The following is a 15462-nucleotide window of genomic DNA, read 5'->3' on the forward strand; positions in this document are numbered from 1 at the left end:
AAACCAGCTATGGTTTCCATTGCTCTATTTTGTCCATGTAATTATCAGTGGTCATTTTTTAAATTTTTATCCCTATACATTTATAAATGTTTCTGAAATTGATTACTTTCATGTATTGATTGTAAGTGTTTTTTTTATCCGTATTGGGTATTTTAATTTTCACCGAAAAAAAATAAAAAAAAGTAATTTAACCTTAATAAATTTTAATTATGAAAAACAATGCGTTGTTATTCGTCTCTCTTGTAGCAATATTTGTCAGCTCTTGTTCAACAGTTAAAAACACTAAGACCACGGATAATCTCTCAAGTGCAACTTGGGAACTGGAATATATTTCCGGGACACGAATTGCTTTTGAAGGTTTATATCCTAACAAGAAGCCCCAAATTACATTCAATACAACAACAAATGAAGTTAATGGAACTTCAAGTTGTAACGGATATATGGCAAAATATACCTCTAATGGTAAAACAATTTCATTTGGAGAGCCAGGACCGACAACAATGATGTTCTGTGAAGGCGGAGGTGAACAGAGGTTTTTACAAATGATAAAAAAAGTCGACAATTATTCCATTGACAATGACGGCAAGCTTAATTTGAATATTGGCGAAGTACCAATGATGCGGTTCAAAAAAAGCAAGAACTAATTTTACATCTGATCCAATGAATAAAATAGCCTATTTTGGAATTATTCTTTTAACTGTTTTAAGTTGTAGAACCGCAGTTGTTCCAAATCATCAAAGTTCAAATTCAAAAATGCCAAAAGTGAACGACTTTGAGAAAGTGGGTAATACTGAAAATATCTATTTTAAATCAAGCGGAACAGAACCTTTTTGGGGCTTAACAATTTCAGATGGCAAAATTGTTTTAAAAACAATAAACGACTCCCTTGTAACTCCTTACGTGGAGCCTATTTTGGCTATGGATGCAAATGTAAAATTGTATCGGACAAAGACTGAAACGGCTCAACTAAACATTCAAATTTCACAGCAAAAATGCGTAAACGAAATGTCGGGGAATGCTTTGCCATATACTGTTTCTGTTGAATACAAAAAAAATACAATCTCTGAATTTGAAAAACTGAAAGGCTGTGGGCAATATGTGACAGATTATCGATTGAACGACATTTGGGTTTTAGAAGAACTCAATGGTAGAAAAATAACCAAACAAGATTTTAGTAAAGAATTTCCATTGCTAGAAATCCATGCAAGTGAAAATAAGTTTTTGGGTTTTGCAGGCTGCAACCGAATGAATGGTTCATTATTTTTTGAAAAAGAAAAACTTCGATTTACCAATTTGGCTACCACTAAAATGATGTGTGAGCCTGCAAACAAAGAAGCAGAATTCATCACAGCACTTCAAAGCAGCAACACCTATCAAATAGGAAACAACAGATTAACTTTGTCAAATTCATCAGAAGTAAAAATGATATTTAAAAAAGTTGATTAAACTATGAAAAATATAATAATATTATCATTCGTAGTATTAACTATGCTAAGCTGTAAAAACAAAGAACAAAAAACAAAAAATTCAAATTCTGATTTACAGGAAGTTGCAAAAAAAACAGCAAATGCGCTAGATTTAGGGTGTTATGTTTTTAATGACGGGAAAAGTGTGGTGCTCTTAGAAATCATCGAAAACGGTAAAGAAATCAAAGGTAACCTAACTTATACTTTGGCAGAAAAAGATAAAAATTCAGGAAATTTCACAGGAGAACTAAAAAAGGGTTTTTTAATAGCAAATTACACTTTTCAGTCAGAAGGAAAAGAGTCGATTAGACAAGTCGCTTTTAAAGTTGACGGAGATAAACTTACCGAAGGTTATGGTGAGTTAAATAATGATGGCACAGCTTTTAAAGACCTAAGCAATATTCATTTTACATCAAAAATGCCGCTAACAAAAATCGATTGTAATAGTCTAAAAAAAGCTTGTTTGTTTGAAAACGGAAAAGCATATTCCGAATTAAAACAAACTTGTTTAGAGTTAGCAACTCTAAAAACCAAACTAAATTCTTTAAAAGACGGCGCAAAAACCGATGGTAATCCTGCCTATATATTATTCAATTCAGACAATAGCAAAGCGGAAATTTTTCTGCCAAAATCAAATAATGGAATTGTGCTAAAAAAATCAAAACAAGGAAATTGGATTTTTGAAAATTACACCTTAATCTCTTGGAAAGGTTACGTCTTACAAGAAAAGGGAGTAGCGATATATGGAGGTTAATATTTTGGTGAACGTGACGCTCATTGTTTATGCAATATAGTTTCATTTTTCATTATCCTATAGTGTTGACCTTACAGACATCGAACAAAAAATCTGCATTCATAGCATTTTAAGCAAGATTAAAATCACCGTAAAAAACAGAAAACCATCTTTAAGTTTCCTTGAAGATGGTTTTTAAATTTCTGTGATCCTTATAGTCGAAATCTCGAACACATTTGTGTCAGATTTAAAACGTATAATTAATTGGCTGATGAATTAGATAACAAATATTGAAAATTCTCTAGTAGAGTTTTTTGTGATTTCACTACTATTGTATACAAATTGTGATTATTGGATTTTGCCTAAGTTGGATAAACCAATGTCAATTGATCTCATCTTGCCAAAATCAAGCAACCTCTAATAGATTAAATTTTAGTGAATTAGATTATATATAACATTGGCAAATGAGGGTCAACCAACTCTGGTTTATACAACAAGTATTAGATTATAATTTAAACACTTAATTTACCATTTAGTAAATAAGCCAATATTTTAATAAATTACTGCATATGAATATATTATATAACATTCCTTCATGGTTAATTGCATTGATTATGATTGCGTTAATGATAGCTACAAATGCGATTGGCTATTATTTTAAGCAGCAAAATCACCAAAAAGACCCAATCGCTGCAAGAGCAGGACTAGGGCCAGTAGAAGGTTCTTTATTAGGCTTACTAGCGCTGTTACTATCATTCACTTTTAGTATTTCTGCTTGTAAAAACGATCAGAGAAGGAAATTGATCACAGAGGAAGCAAATGATATTGGTACCGTAATTTTAAGAACAGATCTCTATCCAGACAGTGCAAGATTGATTTTACGCGATTTATTGTCAACTTATATTGATGAAAGAATGGCTTACTATACGGCAAACGATGATAATAAAATTATCATCAGCTTGAAAACATCGAATACAACAAGTGCGCTGCTTTGGGGAATAGTAAGTGAACTCGCTCAAGATCCAAGTAATACTTTGCGCTCTCAACAAATGATACCTGCGTTAAATGCAATGATTGATATCGTTAGCACTAGAGACGCAGAAAGAAAAGCACACGTACCAGAATCGATCATCTGGTTGTTATTTACTTTAACTTTGGCAGGAAGTTTTATCATTGGTTATGGAACAAAAGGTAAATTCAATTGGATAATGGTCTGGAGTTTTTCATTGATGACTGCTATTACAATTTATCTGATTTTAGATCTCGATAGACCACGAAGAGGTATCATTAATATGGATGAGGCACATAGTAGTATAATTGAATTAAAAAGGTTGCTCAAATAGTAACCAAAATATAATAGAACAAAAAAGCCCCACAATTTGTGAAGCTTTTCGTGACCTCGATGGTACAAACTTGAACCAATTATTGGGGATTTGTGACTTTGAGTCGTACCATTTCTGATTTGGGGCAATATGGATGGGACAACAAGTTTTATGGATTTATCAGCAAAAAAATAATAGCGGACAATACGGTGATAATGGTAGACAGCGAGGTTGTAACAGTAATTAAGAATACTTTTTTTGCATGCTTATTGTTATGCATGTCAGCACCTAACTAACAGCTTGAGTTAATTATTATTCTTCATCTTTTTTTATTGATACAAAGGCAAGGCGAGTGTATTGCCACTGATACCAGAATAAGACATTAAACTACCTGATTAAGACAGAACTATTGATATATATTCCTCATTCTGAAATTGAATTGGGTCATGATCTGTCTAGTTAGTTCCTGATACAAGTCATCATACCCGGGTCTGTTATCAAAATTACCCTTTACAAGACTCCAGTCTTTATTATCCAAAGCCCTTGAATCTCCTGTGTACTTACCAGTTAAACTTTCCCAGGTATACTGAGCAGGAATATGATCTGTAGCAATCATTTTCCCGGAAGCAGCATCTGTAATCTGATAATCCATGATCGCTCTGGAATTGATGACCCTTCTTGTGGCCTGGATAGTGGCAGATACCTTAATGGTACTATTGCTGCCGGCCATTTTATCATTTTTTATAGGTATTATTTTGGATACGGTATAAGAATAATTATTAGTGGCCAAGTTGCTAAACCAAAGATCATGCATGTTAAGTTCTATCAACTGGTCAATCCTCCTGTTTGTGGCCTGTCCATTATTAGTACTATAAAATTGGTAATAATTTGAATTGCCAATCATATTGAGGTTCCATAAAATGTCCTTTTCAAAAAAGTTGCCATTGATGGTATAATAGCCAAAACGCTGATCTATTTTGGTAACCATCACATTGGTAATGGCGGCATCATACGCTTGTTGTTTCTTTGTAATCACATCTTTATAACCCGGCACATAATCATCAGCTAATTTCAGATTGCCATACGCTTTGCGGGCATTCATTCGATCGTTACGCTGTAACAAGGCAAGGCCCCTAATATAATGTGCATCCGCAGCATTTGAAGCTGCCTGATTTAATTCAACATTATAGTCTTTAGGACTAAAATCATTTATGTTTTTTGCAGTTTGCTCAACGGCGTCGTACATTTTTTGTAGGGATACGTAGCCATTGTAAATTCCAGCAAGTTGAGCCACTTTTTTACCATTCCCACTCTTTGCTGCCGCTATGTCTTGTTCATATTTGGAAGAAGCTTCTTTATAAGCATCGGGAAGGATTTTTTTGGCATTTGCATCAGAAGAATTCTTTTTGAGGTCACTGATTGCAGCATAAAAGGCTTTGTCATACTCGCCTTTGTCAAATAATTTCTGTGTGGATACACAGGAAGAGAGCAATAGCCCTAACAAGAAGAATAAGAGAAAATTTTTCATTTTTATGAGAATAAATTAAGATAACTAAAGATAAGCAAATGCAGGATAGAATATTAAACATTAAAAAACCCGCACTTTAATATTAAAGCGCAGGTTAACGAAAAAAGAATTTTTTTTATTAATTCCTTTCTAGTCCGGTAACGTCGTATTTGCGTTCCATTATTATTGTTCCCTGTGGGCTACTCACTTTAAATTCATCAGCAGGTGCGGTAGCAATTATTTTCCCCTCGGCATTCAGTAAAACCGCAGATCGGATGGTTAAAGTTGTACCAGCTTTAAAAGTAAATACTTTTTGATCAATGGTAGTAGCTTTGGCAACAGTTGATGAAAGGATTAACTCTGCTTCCTTTAATACAGGCAAAGTGATGCCATTGTCTTTTACTCCATATACTACTTTTAAAGTAGTTGCATTGCTTAGGTCAACTGCTTTGCCGTCGGCAGATTTTGGTGAAGCCGCATTGCTGCTAAAAGTAAATTTTACATTGGTTACTGCATTTACTGATTCAGGAATAGCTTCATTATTCTTATCCTTTTTACAAGCTGTAAATAATACTGGAAGAGTTAAAGCAACTATTGCTAACATTTTTCTTACATTGATTTTCATAATTTCTAATTTTAATTCGTGTTTAATTAATCATTATTCTTTTATCTTTTTTTGTTGATACAAAGGTAAGGCTGGTATATTGCCAGATATACCAGAATAAGACATTAAACTACCGGATTAAGACAGAACTGCTAAATACCTGCTTTGATGAAGATCTCTTGCGGAAGCGATTCGAATGCCTTTTTATAAGCTTCAGAGAAATATCCAGGTTTGCTGTAGCCAACTTCAATGGACACTTCCCTAATTGAATTGAAGTTGCCGCTTTGAAGTAAGTTTTGGGCCAGCAGAAGTTTTTCTTGGAGAAAAAAACCGTTAGGACTGCCCTTCATAACCTTTTTGAACAATAGCTTATATTTAGACTCAGACATACCTGCCATTTCAGCAAGTACACTTACGCCAGGAAAATCTAAAAACAAGTTATTCATCAAATATTCGGCGGTTTTTAAAATGCCTGAAGTATCAGCTGGTGACAGTTTTTGAATAATGGGTTCAAAGTTTCTTGCCCTTTTAACTAGGTAGGTGAGGGCCTTTAATGCAGTACCTTTGAGTAGTAATTCAAATAAAGAGTCATCAAAGCTGTAGGCTTTTAAGGGCTGTAGTAAAATCCTGGTATTGCTATCGATATGACTATAGAAAAACAGGGTGTTTTTGGAATCATCAAAAAGATCTTCTACAACTGCTTGTGGTTTAGTCTTACCCATAAGCGACTTTAGTAAATATTTGCTAATAAAAAGCCTAAGACTACAATACCGTTGATGAAGGGCTGGAATCAGTGTACTTTCCGTACTGCAATCCATAAATCCCATTCCAAGTTTTGACTGATAACCAATCTTGTGATCGGTGCCATTTACGATGTGACTGCTGATCTCTTCGCTCATATCATAATAAACGATATAAAATGGGTCATTGGCGGCCATACGGGTCATTGAAATTGGCACACCAAAAGTTAGGTCCATAAACAGTAAAGACAGGCCAGGCATTACTTCCAAAAAAACAGACCCTCCATTGCCAATATCTTTGGGTAGCAATAACAATTTATCATTGATCAGCTTAGCGCCCAAAGCATTGGCAATTTGCTGCTGCCATACCGGGCTCAGCGAGTAATGATGTCTGATACTGATCATAAATAACTCAGGTGTTCTTTTGGTGCCACCCCGAAAGAGGTTTTGAAGAGCTCTGTAAAGTGGGAGGCATTGGCGAAATTAAAATGAACTGCAACTTCCCCAACACTATGCTGACCGTTTTCTAACATTTCTTTGGCAAAAGATAATTTATTGTTTAGGAAAAAGGCGTTGGGACTTAGCCCCGTGATTTTCTTAAATAAAGATTTATAACGGGTTTCAGACATGCAGGCTTCACTGGCCAACGAAGAGATTCCTGGAAAAGCTTCCGTGATTAGATCAAGTAGTACGGATTGGGAACTAATAATCGCTGCAAGGTCTTCTTTAACTACTTTTTCAATCAAAATTTCTTGCTGGCTACTTTGTTCAACATAATCGTTCAACAAGCAATAAACAGTACCTTTCAAAAAGATATCATACAAAGGATCATCCATTTCCATTTTCCTTAATTCATCAATCAGCCACCATGCATTATTGCTCATTCTTTCATACCGGATAAAGGTGTTTTGCTCCTGATCAAAAATAGCATCTACTACATCTTGGAACTGGGGTAACTGTGCCAAATAATTTTTAAATGCTCCCTTGGAAACAAAAATACAGAGCATATAAGTTTTAGCGCCTTGTTTAATGATATATTCCGAGTCAAGACTACTATCCATAATTGTCAGATTGTAATCCCATCTGCCAACTGATCTTGAAACCTCATCTATCACATGTATTGCATCCCCTTCAGTAAGGTTATAATAAATCCCAATAAAATCATCCCTAGTATTGCGTTGGTGAAAAGTGACAGATTGATTATAAGTAACATCGATTACCTGTACTGTTGTGAATGGACTTACTGGCAATACATAGCGAATGCCACTATGCACTTCATCAGGGATTTTGAGATAATTGCCATCCATATATCCATCCAGCTGTTTAGCCAGATTCTCTTTCCAAAATAATTCAACGGCATATTCATGAGTAATTTCTTTCATTTAGCCATAGGGTAAGTAATATTAAGAAAGCGAAGAAATCAAAAAATTGCCCAGTAGTTTAACTGCACTTATTGTAAAAGTATCAAATATTATGCGGATATCGATTTTGTAAATTTTGCATTGTTTGCCATTATTGTACTTCTTGAATCTCTTATTCAATAAAATATCTTTTCGAAAATATCCGATTGGAGATTCCGTATCCATTGACCATGCGATTCCGTGCGCCTCAAAGCACCGATTTTTGTAAGCAGGTAGAAAATGAAATTAATAATCAAGGATTTAATATGGTCAAAGTGTTCCGGAATCGTCTGCCTGACATTCCGGAACGAGGTGTCAATTGCTGCGGAATCTCCAGCAAGGCATCACACAGAAGCTCACAAAAACCATTCTGAAGGACACGACGAAAAGGCCGTTCATCATGCCCATGCGGCTCAGGGACATTCTGACAAAGCTGGAGGACATGCATCTGAAGCAGCTAAAAAGCATTCAGAAAACGCAGCTCTTCACACTCACACAGTTTAATCCAAACAATAAGTAGGCTACATTATCGTGGCCTGCTTTTGGGTTTTTGGATAGATTTCCGGGCAGCCTGTTAATTGGTATTCCCTTTATTCGCAGTTGAAAATTCCCCGCTATTATAAGCTGATAGGAATTGATTAAAATCATCAGAAACCTGTTTTGAATAATTCATAGCATAGTCTAACAACGGTTTATGCCAATCTTTTTGCATACCAAACGCCACTAGTTCGTCAGTAATTGAAGCGTTTTGTATCCCACTGCTTCGGATCTGTGCAGCAGCAGTTAACATCGCCATATCTTTGATCACCTGGTTTAGATATTTATATTTATCTTCTATCAGTTCAAAATTAATTCTATCTGCCGCAGGCTGCATTTCCTGAAGAACATAAGTATCTTCTTTAAAAATGGTCGGGCTTAACAAAGCGGGTGAAACATTTTGCATTCTTTGCTTAGTCGTTATTACCCGTTCTGCTTCCGATTTCCAGGCGGGTTGCTTAATCGCGTTATAGGGGAACGATGAAGAATCCCTGCTTTCTTTCATTTCCACCAATATATATTTCTTTTTAGTCTGGGTACTTTCCAAAAGAAACATATATCGTTTTAAGCCAACACTACCTGTACCAGCAACCCGGAAGGCAGCGTCTTTAACTTTATAATTATTGGGCCATTCCACGGTGTTTTTTATCCAGTCAGTTAAATGTCCGGTGAGTTCCGCTTTTAAATTTTTTTCAATTTTAAAATGAGTTTTAGCATTGATGTGTATTTTTAAATGGCTGGATTTTGGATCAGTTACACTTTTGATTAAATCGGCTTCTTTCCTTTTTTTTACTGTTTTCATGAAATTTTTCACGACCCCCTCGGCTGTCCTCGGGTCAATGTAATGGGCTTTACCCTTTGATAGCACGTCACTATAGGTTGAAAGAAATAGCCCCGCTGCCTTTTTTGCTTCAGAGGGCTTGATTTTCAGAGAATCAAACGCAACAAAGATACTGGTCAGTACCCGGGATATCTCCCAGCCTAATGGTGCTAAAACAGCTTCATCGAAATCATTTAAGTCAAAATAGACCATACGGTTATTCCCTTTGAAACTACCAAAGTTTTCCAGGTGCAGGTCACCACATGTCCAGGTGGCCGGTGAGCCGGGGAAATCTTTAGATTTACTCAGATCTTCATAAAAAAGATGACAGGTACCCCTGAAAAAACGGAAGGCATTTTCTGACATGAGTTTGTACTTCAACTGAACCATATCAGGCAGCAAATCTTTATTAAACTTGATTAATCTTGCGGAGAGTTTTAACATTATATTAAGTTAACAATAACTTAACCTATTTGTTCTGCTATTTACCCGATAAGGTAATAAATGAAACAAAGTATTGGCTTTAAAAGAAGGGTTTATTATCTCAACATTCAATTGACAGTATGGATTGATTTTCAATCAACCATTCATTAAATAAATCAAGGTTGCTTTCTTTTCCTGAAATTTCAAACTCAATAATGGTCTGCGTATCCGCGCGTAAAATCTTTGTTTTAGTCTGCTTTAATTTCAGTGACCTTACCTGATCGTTCAATGGCTTTGCCGGACAATCTTTTCGGAATGTTATTTTGTAATTCCTGTGTGCAAATTTATCATCTATCCAAAATTGGATAAAATCCAATGCATATAATATAATTAAGGCAAAAACTAAGGAAATTCCGGCCAGCGAGTATTCCCCGATACCTAAAAGCATCCCTATAGCGGCGGCAACCCATATGGAGGCTGCGGTAGTGATTCCTGAAATCGAAGAATCAGTACGGAATATAACTCCTGCCCCAATAAATCCAATGCCGGTAATGATATTGGCGGCTATCCTGTCGCGATTAGCTTCTACACCAAGCAGGTAAGAACAGACAGTGAAAATAGTTGCCCCAAAGCAAATCAAAGCCAATGTCCTGAACCCGGCAGATTTACCCCTGATTTCTCTTTCCAAACCAAGAATACATCCTGCTAATACAGAAAGAGATAATTTCAATAATTCATGGCCGTAAATGCCATGTGTGCCATTTATAATATTATCCGCATCCAATTTCTGAAAAGTTAATCATGTATTAATTATCAAATGAATATAAGAAACATAATGTAATAGACTATTAAGTGGAGATTCCGTATCCATTGACCATGCGATTCCGTGCGCCTCAGAGCACCGATTTGTGTAAGCTGGTAGAAAAAATGGAATTAATAATCAAGGATTTAATATGGTCAAAATGTTCCGGAATAGTCTGCCTGACATTCCGGAACGCGGTGTCAATGGCTCCGGAATCTCCACTCTACTGCTTTTTTACTATTCATGCGATTTTTGGAAAGAACGTTTATTATCCAAATTTGACAAAAAATCTGCTTAAAGCTACTAAATGAACCCGCTGGGACAGAAAAATCATTTATTGGATTATTTATAAGTGTTTATTTTACCGCGACTTGCATAGATGTTGAAGCAGTTTTTGGTATAATTAGGGCACCATTTTGGGCATCAGTAGATGAAATAGTACTAAATTCTGGTGCCCAAATGTACATTTAACCGATGCCCAATTCTGATTTTGAATTTATTCAAGATTTAAATATTCAATTATTTACGTTTCAAAATGCGCCAAAATAGGATTTTTTAATGCTTGTATTTTTTAATAATGTTTCTTAGAGTGATTCTGCTGAATTAAGACCCAGGACCCCTGTGGAAATTCTATTTTAAACGCTTTCACTTGAATAATTTTTAAATTATACGTAATTGCATATAAATGTACTTAAAAAGTGTAGATTATATCTAATTGCATATAGTTTAACAAAAAATCAAAATTATATGTAATTGCATATAATTAATCAATATGGAAAACTTTAGCAAATTTTGTTAAACAAAAACGTAAGGAAACAGGGCTAACACAAGAAGACTTCGCGTTAAAGGCGGGTGTTGCATTAACAGTCATTAGGAAAATAGAACAGGGTAAGGGTAACTTAAATTTAGAAAAGGCAAATCAAGTACTAAAAATGTTTGGCCATGAGTTGGCACCGATTAATAGTAAGGAACTTTTGCAGGTAGATGAAAACTTGCAACCATGAGAGAGGCGAGAATATTTATAAAGAAATTGAGGCCGGTAAATTGACCGAAACCGATAACGGATTATATGAATTTCGATACTTGCCCGATGTGTAGAAACATGGCCTGGGCAGTTTATCACTTTTAATCAAGATAAGTATTTACTGTAGGAGACTCGTCGCGTATTCCTTTCGCGGCACCTTTACCGAAATCCCATATAGATAGGCTGATTAGTTGTTTGAGCGCAATAGATCCTTTTTCCTTGTTTACGGTCACGGCGGCATAAAGCGGCGCTTTACCATCTTTGGCTTTGTCAGATTTAATTGTAAAATAAACGCTGAACGATTTTGAAGTTTTCATAATGAATAAGTTTTCATAATGAATAAAAATTAAGTTTAAATGCTTCATTCGCCCTGATTTAATTAAGATCTCCTGTGTATCGATCAAGCCTCATAAATATGCTGCAAATATCTGATCAGCAATTTGTTAAGCCATTTTCGAACACCTAAGTTAAAAACTATTCAGAGGTGTTCAGTTAGGTGTTCAGAAACCTGGGGTTAGAAAGGGTTGTTGAGGGGATGATAAATGAAAAAACCCTCTAAACAAGCAGTTTAGAGGGTTTTCATGCGCCTTGGGGGCGTCTTTGTGATCCCGCTGGGATTCGAACCCAGGACCCCAACATTAAAAGTGTTATGCTCTACCAGCTGAGCTACGGAATCATCTTTTTAACTTTTTCGGTAGTGTTACCTTTTCGGTTTAAAGTGGTGCAAATATAGGATTAATAGATATACGGCGCAAGCCTAATTTAAATAAATTGTAAAGTTTATAATAAGTGCCTAAAACACACAATTTTAAAATTTAAATATTCCGAGTTTGCCACTGTCGCCGGCCAATAAAATGAGGTTTCCGCGTTTTGCTTTGCGGCAAACGTTATAACTGGTGCTATTAATTTTGATCCATGTTTTGCCGCCGTCGGTTGTTAGGTTAGTGCCCGGGGTGCCGGTAGACAGGAATGTATCGCCCTTTAAATATTCTACACATGACTGGTAACCCGCCGGGCCGATCACCGGAATATTCTTTTTAAACTTTGCACCGGCACCGGGAATAACGTAAGCTACCGAATCGGGAAGTTTATCTTTTGCGTAATTACCACCCACAATAATGGTTTGATGTTTACCAAAGGCAACCGAAAACGCACCACGGCTTGAAACGCCGTTGGTAAGCGGCAACGCTTTATCAACCCAAACCAGGTCCTTAATCGGCGACATAAGCATTCTGCTGTTGCTGCCACCGGTAACAATACCCAAAAAGCCATCGGCGCGCAGGCAGGTACCACTTGCGGCAAATGCAGCCTCGTCTTTTAATGCTACGGGCGCATTTTTAACCGGGTTCCAGCTATCTCCGCCATCTAAAGTTTTCAATAACAGGAATTTGCCATTTATAGGGTCGCCTAAAACAAAACCATGTTTAGCATCAGTAAAATCCATGGCGTCTAAAAAATAGGTAGTGTCGGCCTTTTCAAATTTAGTTTCCCAGTGCAGGCCGCCATTGGTAGTTTTTAAAATATACGCGGGGGAGCCGGATGCAATAACCACAGCCTCTTTATCAGATAATGCCTCGATATCTCTAAAGTCGGCTTTTTCAAAACCTTTTACCTGTTGCCAGGTCCAGTTTGCACCACCATCGGTTGTGATGCCTATGGTGCCTTTTGTACCGCTTACCCAGGCAACCTTGTCGTTCAAAACAGAAAGCCCGCGAAAGCCGGCAGTAGTGCTTTGTTTAACAGGGGTGATAGTTTGGGCTTTTAAATTTGCGCAGAACAAAGTTGTTGCCAACGCTAAAATGATCTTTGATCTCATTATCTTACTCTTTTCCATATTTCGCTTCGGCCTAATAGTGCAATGCCTATAAAGCCGCGTATTTTAAGATTGTCGCCATTTAGCGTCATTTTGCAGCTGTAGGTTTTGCCGTTTTTAGGGTCATAAATACTGCCGTTTTCATAAGCGTTATCTCCATCAAAAACAAAATATTTTAATAGCTCGATGCCCAGTTTCGGCCTCGACTGCAAAGCTTTGTCGGGGTTTTGGTTGTCCAGTTTAGGTTTGCCATCAGCTTCGTTCGGGAATTTCATCCAGGCAAGCTTACCATAGTATTTGTTGCCTTTTTTTAAGATCTGCACCTGGCCTTCGCCGCTTGGGTTTATCCATCGTCCTAATATCGCGTCGGCGTTTTGGGCAGATGCCGCTACCGAATATACTGCCAGGAATAATATTAAATATGCTTTTTTTATCATGAATTTTATAATTGGTATCCGAAGTTACCTTTTGCCTGCGGTTTTACAAAGCGGCGGCTTATTTTTTCATTTATTTTAGCCCCGTTGCGTAAAACAATTATATTTGCAACCTCGTAAATGCCCGGATGGCGAAATTGGTAAACGTTGCGGTCTCAGAAGCCGTTGAGAATTGTCTCTTGAGAGTTCGAGTCTCTCTTCGGGCACATCCGCTTTAGATGTGAGATACGAGATGTGAGATATGAGAAAACCTTATATCTCGCATTTTTTTTGATTGGATGAGTTGGCAACTACATGGCTTTCTCAAATCTAAGTTCTCACATCTCAGATCTTATTTTAATGCCCGGGTGGCGAAATTGGTAGACGCACCATCTTGAGGGGGTGGCATTCGTAAGGATGTACGAGTTCGAATCTCGTTCCGGGCACTATCCTGTTAAATTAACGCTCTGTTGGTTTAAATTTGTTTTTATAATACCATTCCACCACGCAAACGCCGTCGCTCCAGCTTAATTTACCGTCTGCAGTTATTTGGGTAAGTAATACAGATAGCGCGTGCAGGTACACGCTCTTTAGGCCGCCATCCAGTTTTTGGAGTGTGTTTATAGCGCACTTGGTGATCTCTTCCGGGTCTGAAAGATTACCGCATTCGTCCGCGAGTTTCAAATTGCTTAAAATAACCGGCAACCCGCTTCGTAACGACTGCTTTATTTTATCATCGATATCGCCTGGGATAATGGCTGTTAATACATCGGCAATAGGCGAATCAATAAACTTTTTAATATTTTCTGTTAGCATAACAGCAATATGCACTGCCGACTGAATTTCGGACGGGATGCTGTTAAACAATGATTGAATAGTGCCCCATATTTTTGTGAGGAATGATTTGATGCTCATGTTATTGATGTTTTGTAGGTTTAATTTCTTCCATTTCTCGCTGTAGTACCGCAACCTGGCTTTCGAGCACTTTCAAGCGGATCTCGTTGACTCGTGTCTGTGATTGCTGATCGAGCTTTACTTCGTTGATGTCGCCTTTCAACTCAAAATAGGTGGTCATTACCGAGGCGACGATACTGGCGGTGCTGATAATAGTGACCACGATATTCTTGATTGTTATGCCTTTGAGTTGGCGATGTTCTATAGACGTCATTCGGATAGGAATAATGCGCGCTCCTGTTCGCGCCGTTGGGTAAGGGTTTTAGAAACCACTTTTTTACCCGTATGCGGGTCGGTTATTTTATTCCATACCAGGAACTGGTCGGCAGCGCCGCGGTAATCGCCTGCATTTAGTTTTTTGAATAAGGTGGATGACCTTACCGCACCGGTGCCTACATTGTATATGAATGAAACCAAGGCATCAAACTGATCCTGGGACAAATGCACTGATGCACCCTTGTTTACCGCATTAACGTAATTAGTTAGGGTGCTTTTTAACAAGGTTTCGGTTTGCGCTTCATTTGCAAGTTTATCGCCGGGTTTAACAGGCTTGCCGTCGTTATACATGGTAGAGCCATAGCCAATTGTCCATACGCCCGCTATGTCCTGGTAAGCGTTTAGGCGCAGGCCTTCAAAGTTTTTTATGACGGCTATGCCGCGCTTACTTAATATCATTATCGGTTTTTGTATTTAATGGTTGGTATTGTTTTACTGCGAATTGGGCAATGATGGTTATGGTACTGCCTGCAGAAATAAGTATTGTGGTAAGTTTGGCGGAGATGCCCGCCACCTGGCCAAGCGAAGTGCCTAAGCTAACCAGGCCGATACCAAATAATTGTGCGCGTTTGAAAAATGCAGGCGTATCGCTGCGCACGCGCTGCCAAAGGGTTAGTTTGTTTTGCAT

19 protein-coding genes and 3 tRNA genes are annotated in these 15462 nt (G+C 37.3%); 8 read left to right on the forward strand and 14 right to left on the reverse strand.

The window, feature by feature from the left end; all coding sequences use genetic code 11:
• Nucleotides 1–209 precede the first annotated feature (209 nt).
• The 4 genes from RHM67_RS06660 (at nt 210) to RHM67_RS06675 (ending at nt 3542) form a co-directional block, all read left to right on the forward strand.
• Entirely contained in the window at nt 210–644 is a 435-nt protein-coding gene (locus tag RHM67_RS06660) for an META domain-containing protein (RefSeq protein ID WP_322231325.1), read from the forward strand.
• Between the two features lie 16 nt (nt 645–660).
• Nucleotides 661–1446 carry an META domain-containing protein gene (locus tag RHM67_RS06665; protein WP_322231326.1) on the forward strand — a complete coding sequence of 262 codons (786 nt, stop codon included), beginning with the start codon at nt 661–663 and terminating at the stop codon, nt 1444–1446.
• Between the two features lie 3 nt (nt 1447–1449).
• Nucleotides 1450–2220, forward strand: a complete 771-nt coding sequence (locus tag RHM67_RS06670) for a hypothetical protein (RefSeq protein WP_322231327.1) — start codon at nt 1450–1452, stop codon at nt 2218–2220.
• Between the two features lie 548 nt (nt 2221–2768).
• On the forward strand, nt 2769–3542 hold the full coding sequence (locus tag RHM67_RS06675; protein ID WP_322231328.1) for a hypothetical protein: 774 nt from the start codon (nt 2769–2771) through the stop codon (nt 3540–3542).
• 385 nt (nt 3543–3927) lie between these two features.
• Here RHM67_RS06675 and RHM67_RS06680 read toward each other — a convergent pair whose 3' ends face one another.
• The 4 genes from RHM67_RS06680 to RHM67_RS06695 all read right to left on the reverse strand — a co-directional run bounded on the left by RHM67_RS06680 (nt 3928) and on the right by RHM67_RS06695 (nt 7754).
• Nucleotides 3928–5049 (reverse strand): hypothetical protein, encoded by a 1122-nt coding sequence (locus RHM67_RS06680; RefSeq protein ID WP_322231329.1) that lies wholly within the window; start codon nt 5047–5049, stop codon nt 3928–3930.
• A gap of 118 nt (nt 5050–5167) precedes the next feature.
• A complete protein-coding gene (locus tag RHM67_RS06685) occupies nt 5168–5653 on the reverse strand; it encodes a hypothetical protein (protein ID WP_322231330.1) in 486 nt (161 codons plus the stop codon).
• A 131-nt stretch (nt 5654–5784) separates the two neighbouring features.
• A complete protein-coding gene (locus tag RHM67_RS06690; protein WP_322231331.1) occupies nt 5785–6777 on the reverse strand; it encodes an AraC family transcriptional regulator in 993 nt (330 codons plus the stop codon).
• A complete protein-coding gene (locus tag RHM67_RS06695; protein WP_322231332.1) occupies nt 6774–7754 on the reverse strand; it encodes a helix-turn-helix transcriptional regulator in 981 nt (326 codons plus the stop codon). Before RHM67_RS06695 ends, RHM67_RS06690 begins: the two co-directional genes overlap by 4 nt.
• A gap of 258 nt (nt 7755–8012) precedes the next feature.
• Between RHM67_RS06695 and RHM67_RS06700 the strand changes: the two genes are divergently transcribed.
• The gene (locus RHM67_RS06700; RefSeq protein WP_322231333.1) at nt 8013–8276 is read left to right on the forward strand and encodes a hypothetical protein; all 264 of its coding nucleotides are present in this window, start codon (nt 8013–8015) and stop codon (nt 8274–8276) included.
• Nucleotides 8277–8346: 70 nt separating this feature from the next.
• Here the strand turns inward: RHM67_RS06700 and RHM67_RS06705 are convergent, their stop codons facing one another.
• Both RHM67_RS06705 and RHM67_RS06710 read right to left on the reverse strand, forming a co-directional pair.
• Nucleotides 8347–9573 (reverse strand): DUF2252 domain-containing protein, encoded by a 1227-nt coding sequence (locus tag RHM67_RS06705; RefSeq protein WP_322231334.1) that lies wholly within the window; start codon nt 9571–9573, stop codon nt 8347–8349.
• Between the two features lie 100 nt (nt 9574–9673).
• Nucleotides 9674–10336, reverse strand: coding sequence for an MgtC/SapB family protein (locus tag RHM67_RS06710; protein ID WP_322231335.1), 663 nt, complete (start codon nt 10334–10336; stop codon nt 9674–9676).
• Nucleotides 10337–11124: 788 nt separating this feature from the next.
• Between RHM67_RS06710 and RHM67_RS06715 the strand changes: the two genes are divergently transcribed.
• Nucleotides 11125–11358, forward strand: coding sequence for a helix-turn-helix transcriptional regulator (locus RHM67_RS06715; RefSeq protein WP_322232178.1), 234 nt, complete (start codon nt 11125–11127; stop codon nt 11356–11358).
• A gap of 121 nt (nt 11359–11479) precedes the next feature.
• Here RHM67_RS06715 and RHM67_RS06720 read toward each other — a convergent pair whose 3' ends face one another.
• The 4 genes from RHM67_RS06720 to RHM67_RS06735 all read right to left on the reverse strand — a co-directional run bounded on the left by RHM67_RS06720 (nt 11480) and on the right by RHM67_RS06735 (nt 13628).
• On the reverse strand, nt 11480–11695 hold the full coding sequence (locus RHM67_RS06720; RefSeq protein WP_322231336.1) for a hypothetical protein: 216 nt from the start codon (nt 11693–11695) through the stop codon (nt 11480–11482).
• Nucleotides 11696–11981: 286 nt separating this feature from the next.
• Nucleotides 11982–12054 (reverse strand) — tRNA-Lys (locus tag RHM67_RS06725).
• Nucleotides 12055–12186: 132 nt separating this feature from the next.
• A complete protein-coding gene (locus RHM67_RS06730; protein ID WP_322231337.1) occupies nt 12187–13194 on the reverse strand; it encodes a WD40/YVTN/BNR-like repeat-containing protein in 1008 nt (335 codons plus the stop codon).
• Nucleotides 13194–13628 carry a DUF2147 domain-containing protein gene (locus RHM67_RS06735; protein WP_322231338.1) on the reverse strand — a complete coding sequence of 145 codons (435 nt, stop codon included), beginning with the start codon at nt 13626–13628 and terminating at the stop codon, nt 13194–13196. Before RHM67_RS06735 ends, RHM67_RS06730 begins: the two co-directional genes overlap by 1 nt.
• A 119-nt stretch (nt 13629–13747) precedes the next feature.
• On the opposite strand from RHM67_RS06735, the gene RHM67_RS06740 reads away from it, so the two are divergent.
• A tRNA-Leu gene (locus tag RHM67_RS06740) sits at nt 13748–13831 on the forward strand.
• Nucleotides 13832–13966: 135 nt separating this feature from the next.
• A tRNA-Leu gene (locus RHM67_RS06745) sits at nt 13967–14050 on the forward strand.
• Nucleotides 14051–14063: 13 nt separating this feature from the next.
• Here the strand turns inward: RHM67_RS06745 and RHM67_RS06750 are convergent.
• The 4 genes from RHM67_RS06750 to RHM67_RS06765 are packed head-to-tail and all read right to left on the reverse strand — an operon-like array spanning nt 14064 to nt 15462.
• Nucleotides 14064–14519 (reverse strand): hypothetical protein, encoded by a 456-nt coding sequence (locus RHM67_RS06750; RefSeq protein ID WP_322231339.1) that lies wholly within the window; start codon nt 14517–14519, stop codon nt 14064–14066.
• Nucleotide 14520: 1 nt separating this feature from the next.
• Nucleotides 14521–14772 carry a hypothetical protein gene (locus RHM67_RS06755; RefSeq protein WP_129876519.1) on the reverse strand — a complete coding sequence of 84 codons (252 nt, stop codon included), beginning with the start codon at nt 14770–14772 and terminating at the stop codon, nt 14521–14523.
• Nucleotides 14769–15233 (reverse strand): lysozyme, encoded by a 465-nt coding sequence (locus RHM67_RS06760; protein ID WP_322231340.1) that lies wholly within the window; start codon nt 15231–15233, stop codon nt 14769–14771. The genes RHM67_RS06755 and RHM67_RS06760 overlap by 4 nt, the downstream gene beginning before the upstream one ends.
• Entirely contained in the window at nt 15220–15462 is a 243-nt protein-coding gene (locus RHM67_RS06765) for a hypothetical protein (RefSeq protein WP_322231341.1), read from the reverse strand. The genes RHM67_RS06760 and RHM67_RS06765 overlap by 14 nt, the downstream gene beginning before the upstream one ends.

The sequence above is a fragment of the Mucilaginibacter sp. 5C4 genome, assembly GCF_034345625.1.
Taxonomy (GTDB): domain Bacteria; phylum Bacteroidota; class Bacteroidia; order Sphingobacteriales; family Sphingobacteriaceae; genus Mucilaginibacter; species Mucilaginibacter aurantiaciroseus.

Excerpts from the sequence above, each read along its gene's own strand:
- RHM67_RS06705 (WP_322231334.1), bottom strand. The coding sequence starts at position 9,573 with ATGTTAAAACTCTCCGCAAGATTAATCAAGTTTAATAAAGATTTGCTG.
- RHM67_RS06665 (WP_322231326.1), top strand. The coding sequence starts at position 661 with ATGAATAAAATAGCCTATTTTGGAATTATTCTTTTAACTGTTTTAAGT.
- RHM67_RS06670 (WP_322231327.1), top strand. The coding sequence starts at position 1,450 with ATGAAAAATATAATAATATTATCATTCGTAGTATTAACTATGCTAAGC.
- RHM67_RS06735 (WP_322231338.1), bottom strand. The coding sequence starts at position 13,628 with ATGATAAAAAAAGCATATTTAATATTATTCCTGGCAGTATATTCGGTA.
- RHM67_RS06660 (WP_322231325.1), top strand. The coding sequence starts at position 210 with ATGAAAAACAATGCGTTGTTATTCGTCTCTCTTGTAGCAATATTTGTC.
- RHM67_RS06755 (WP_129876519.1), bottom strand. The coding sequence starts at position 14,772 with ATGACGTCTATAGAACATCGCCAACTCAAAGGCATAACAATCAAGAAT.
- RHM67_RS06685 (WP_322231330.1), bottom strand. The coding sequence starts at position 5,653 with ATGAAAATCAATGTAAGAAAAATGTTAGCAATAGTTGCTTTAACTCTT.
- RHM67_RS06695 (WP_322231332.1), bottom strand. The coding sequence starts at position 7,754 with ATGAAAGAAATTACTCATGAATATGCCGTTGAATTATTTTGGAAAGAG.
- RHM67_RS06675 (WP_322231328.1), top strand. The coding sequence starts at position 2,769 with ATGAATATATTATATAACATTCCTTCATGGTTAATTGCATTGATTATG.
- RHM67_RS06690 (WP_322231331.1), bottom strand. The coding sequence starts at position 6,777 with ATGATCAGTATCAGACATCATTACTCGCTGAGCCCGGTATGGCAGCAG.
- RHM67_RS06730 (WP_322231337.1), bottom strand. The coding sequence starts at position 13,194 with ATGAGATCAAAGATCATTTTAGCGTTGGCAACAACTTTGTTCTGCGCA.
- RHM67_RS06680 (WP_322231329.1), bottom strand. The coding sequence starts at position 5,049 with ATGAAAAATTTTCTCTTATTCTTCTTGTTAGGGCTATTGCTCTCTTCC.
- RHM67_RS06700 (WP_322231333.1), top strand. The coding sequence starts at position 8,013 with ATGAAATTAATAATCAAGGATTTAATATGGTCAAAGTGTTCCGGAATC.
- RHM67_RS06760 (WP_322231340.1), bottom strand. The coding sequence starts at position 15,233 with ATGATATTAAGTAAGCGCGGCATAGCCGTCATAAAAAACTTTGAAGGC.
- RHM67_RS06765 (WP_322231341.1), bottom strand. The coding sequence starts at position 15,462 with ATGCAAAACAAACTAACCCTTTGGCAGCGCGTGCGCAGCGATACGCCT.
- RHM67_RS06720 (WP_322231336.1), bottom strand. The coding sequence starts at position 11,695 with ATGAAAACTTCAAAATCGTTCAGCGTTTATTTTACAATTAAATCTGAC.
- RHM67_RS06750 (WP_322231339.1), bottom strand. The coding sequence starts at position 14,519 with ATGAGCATCAAATCATTCCTCACAAAAATATGGGGCACTATTCAATCA.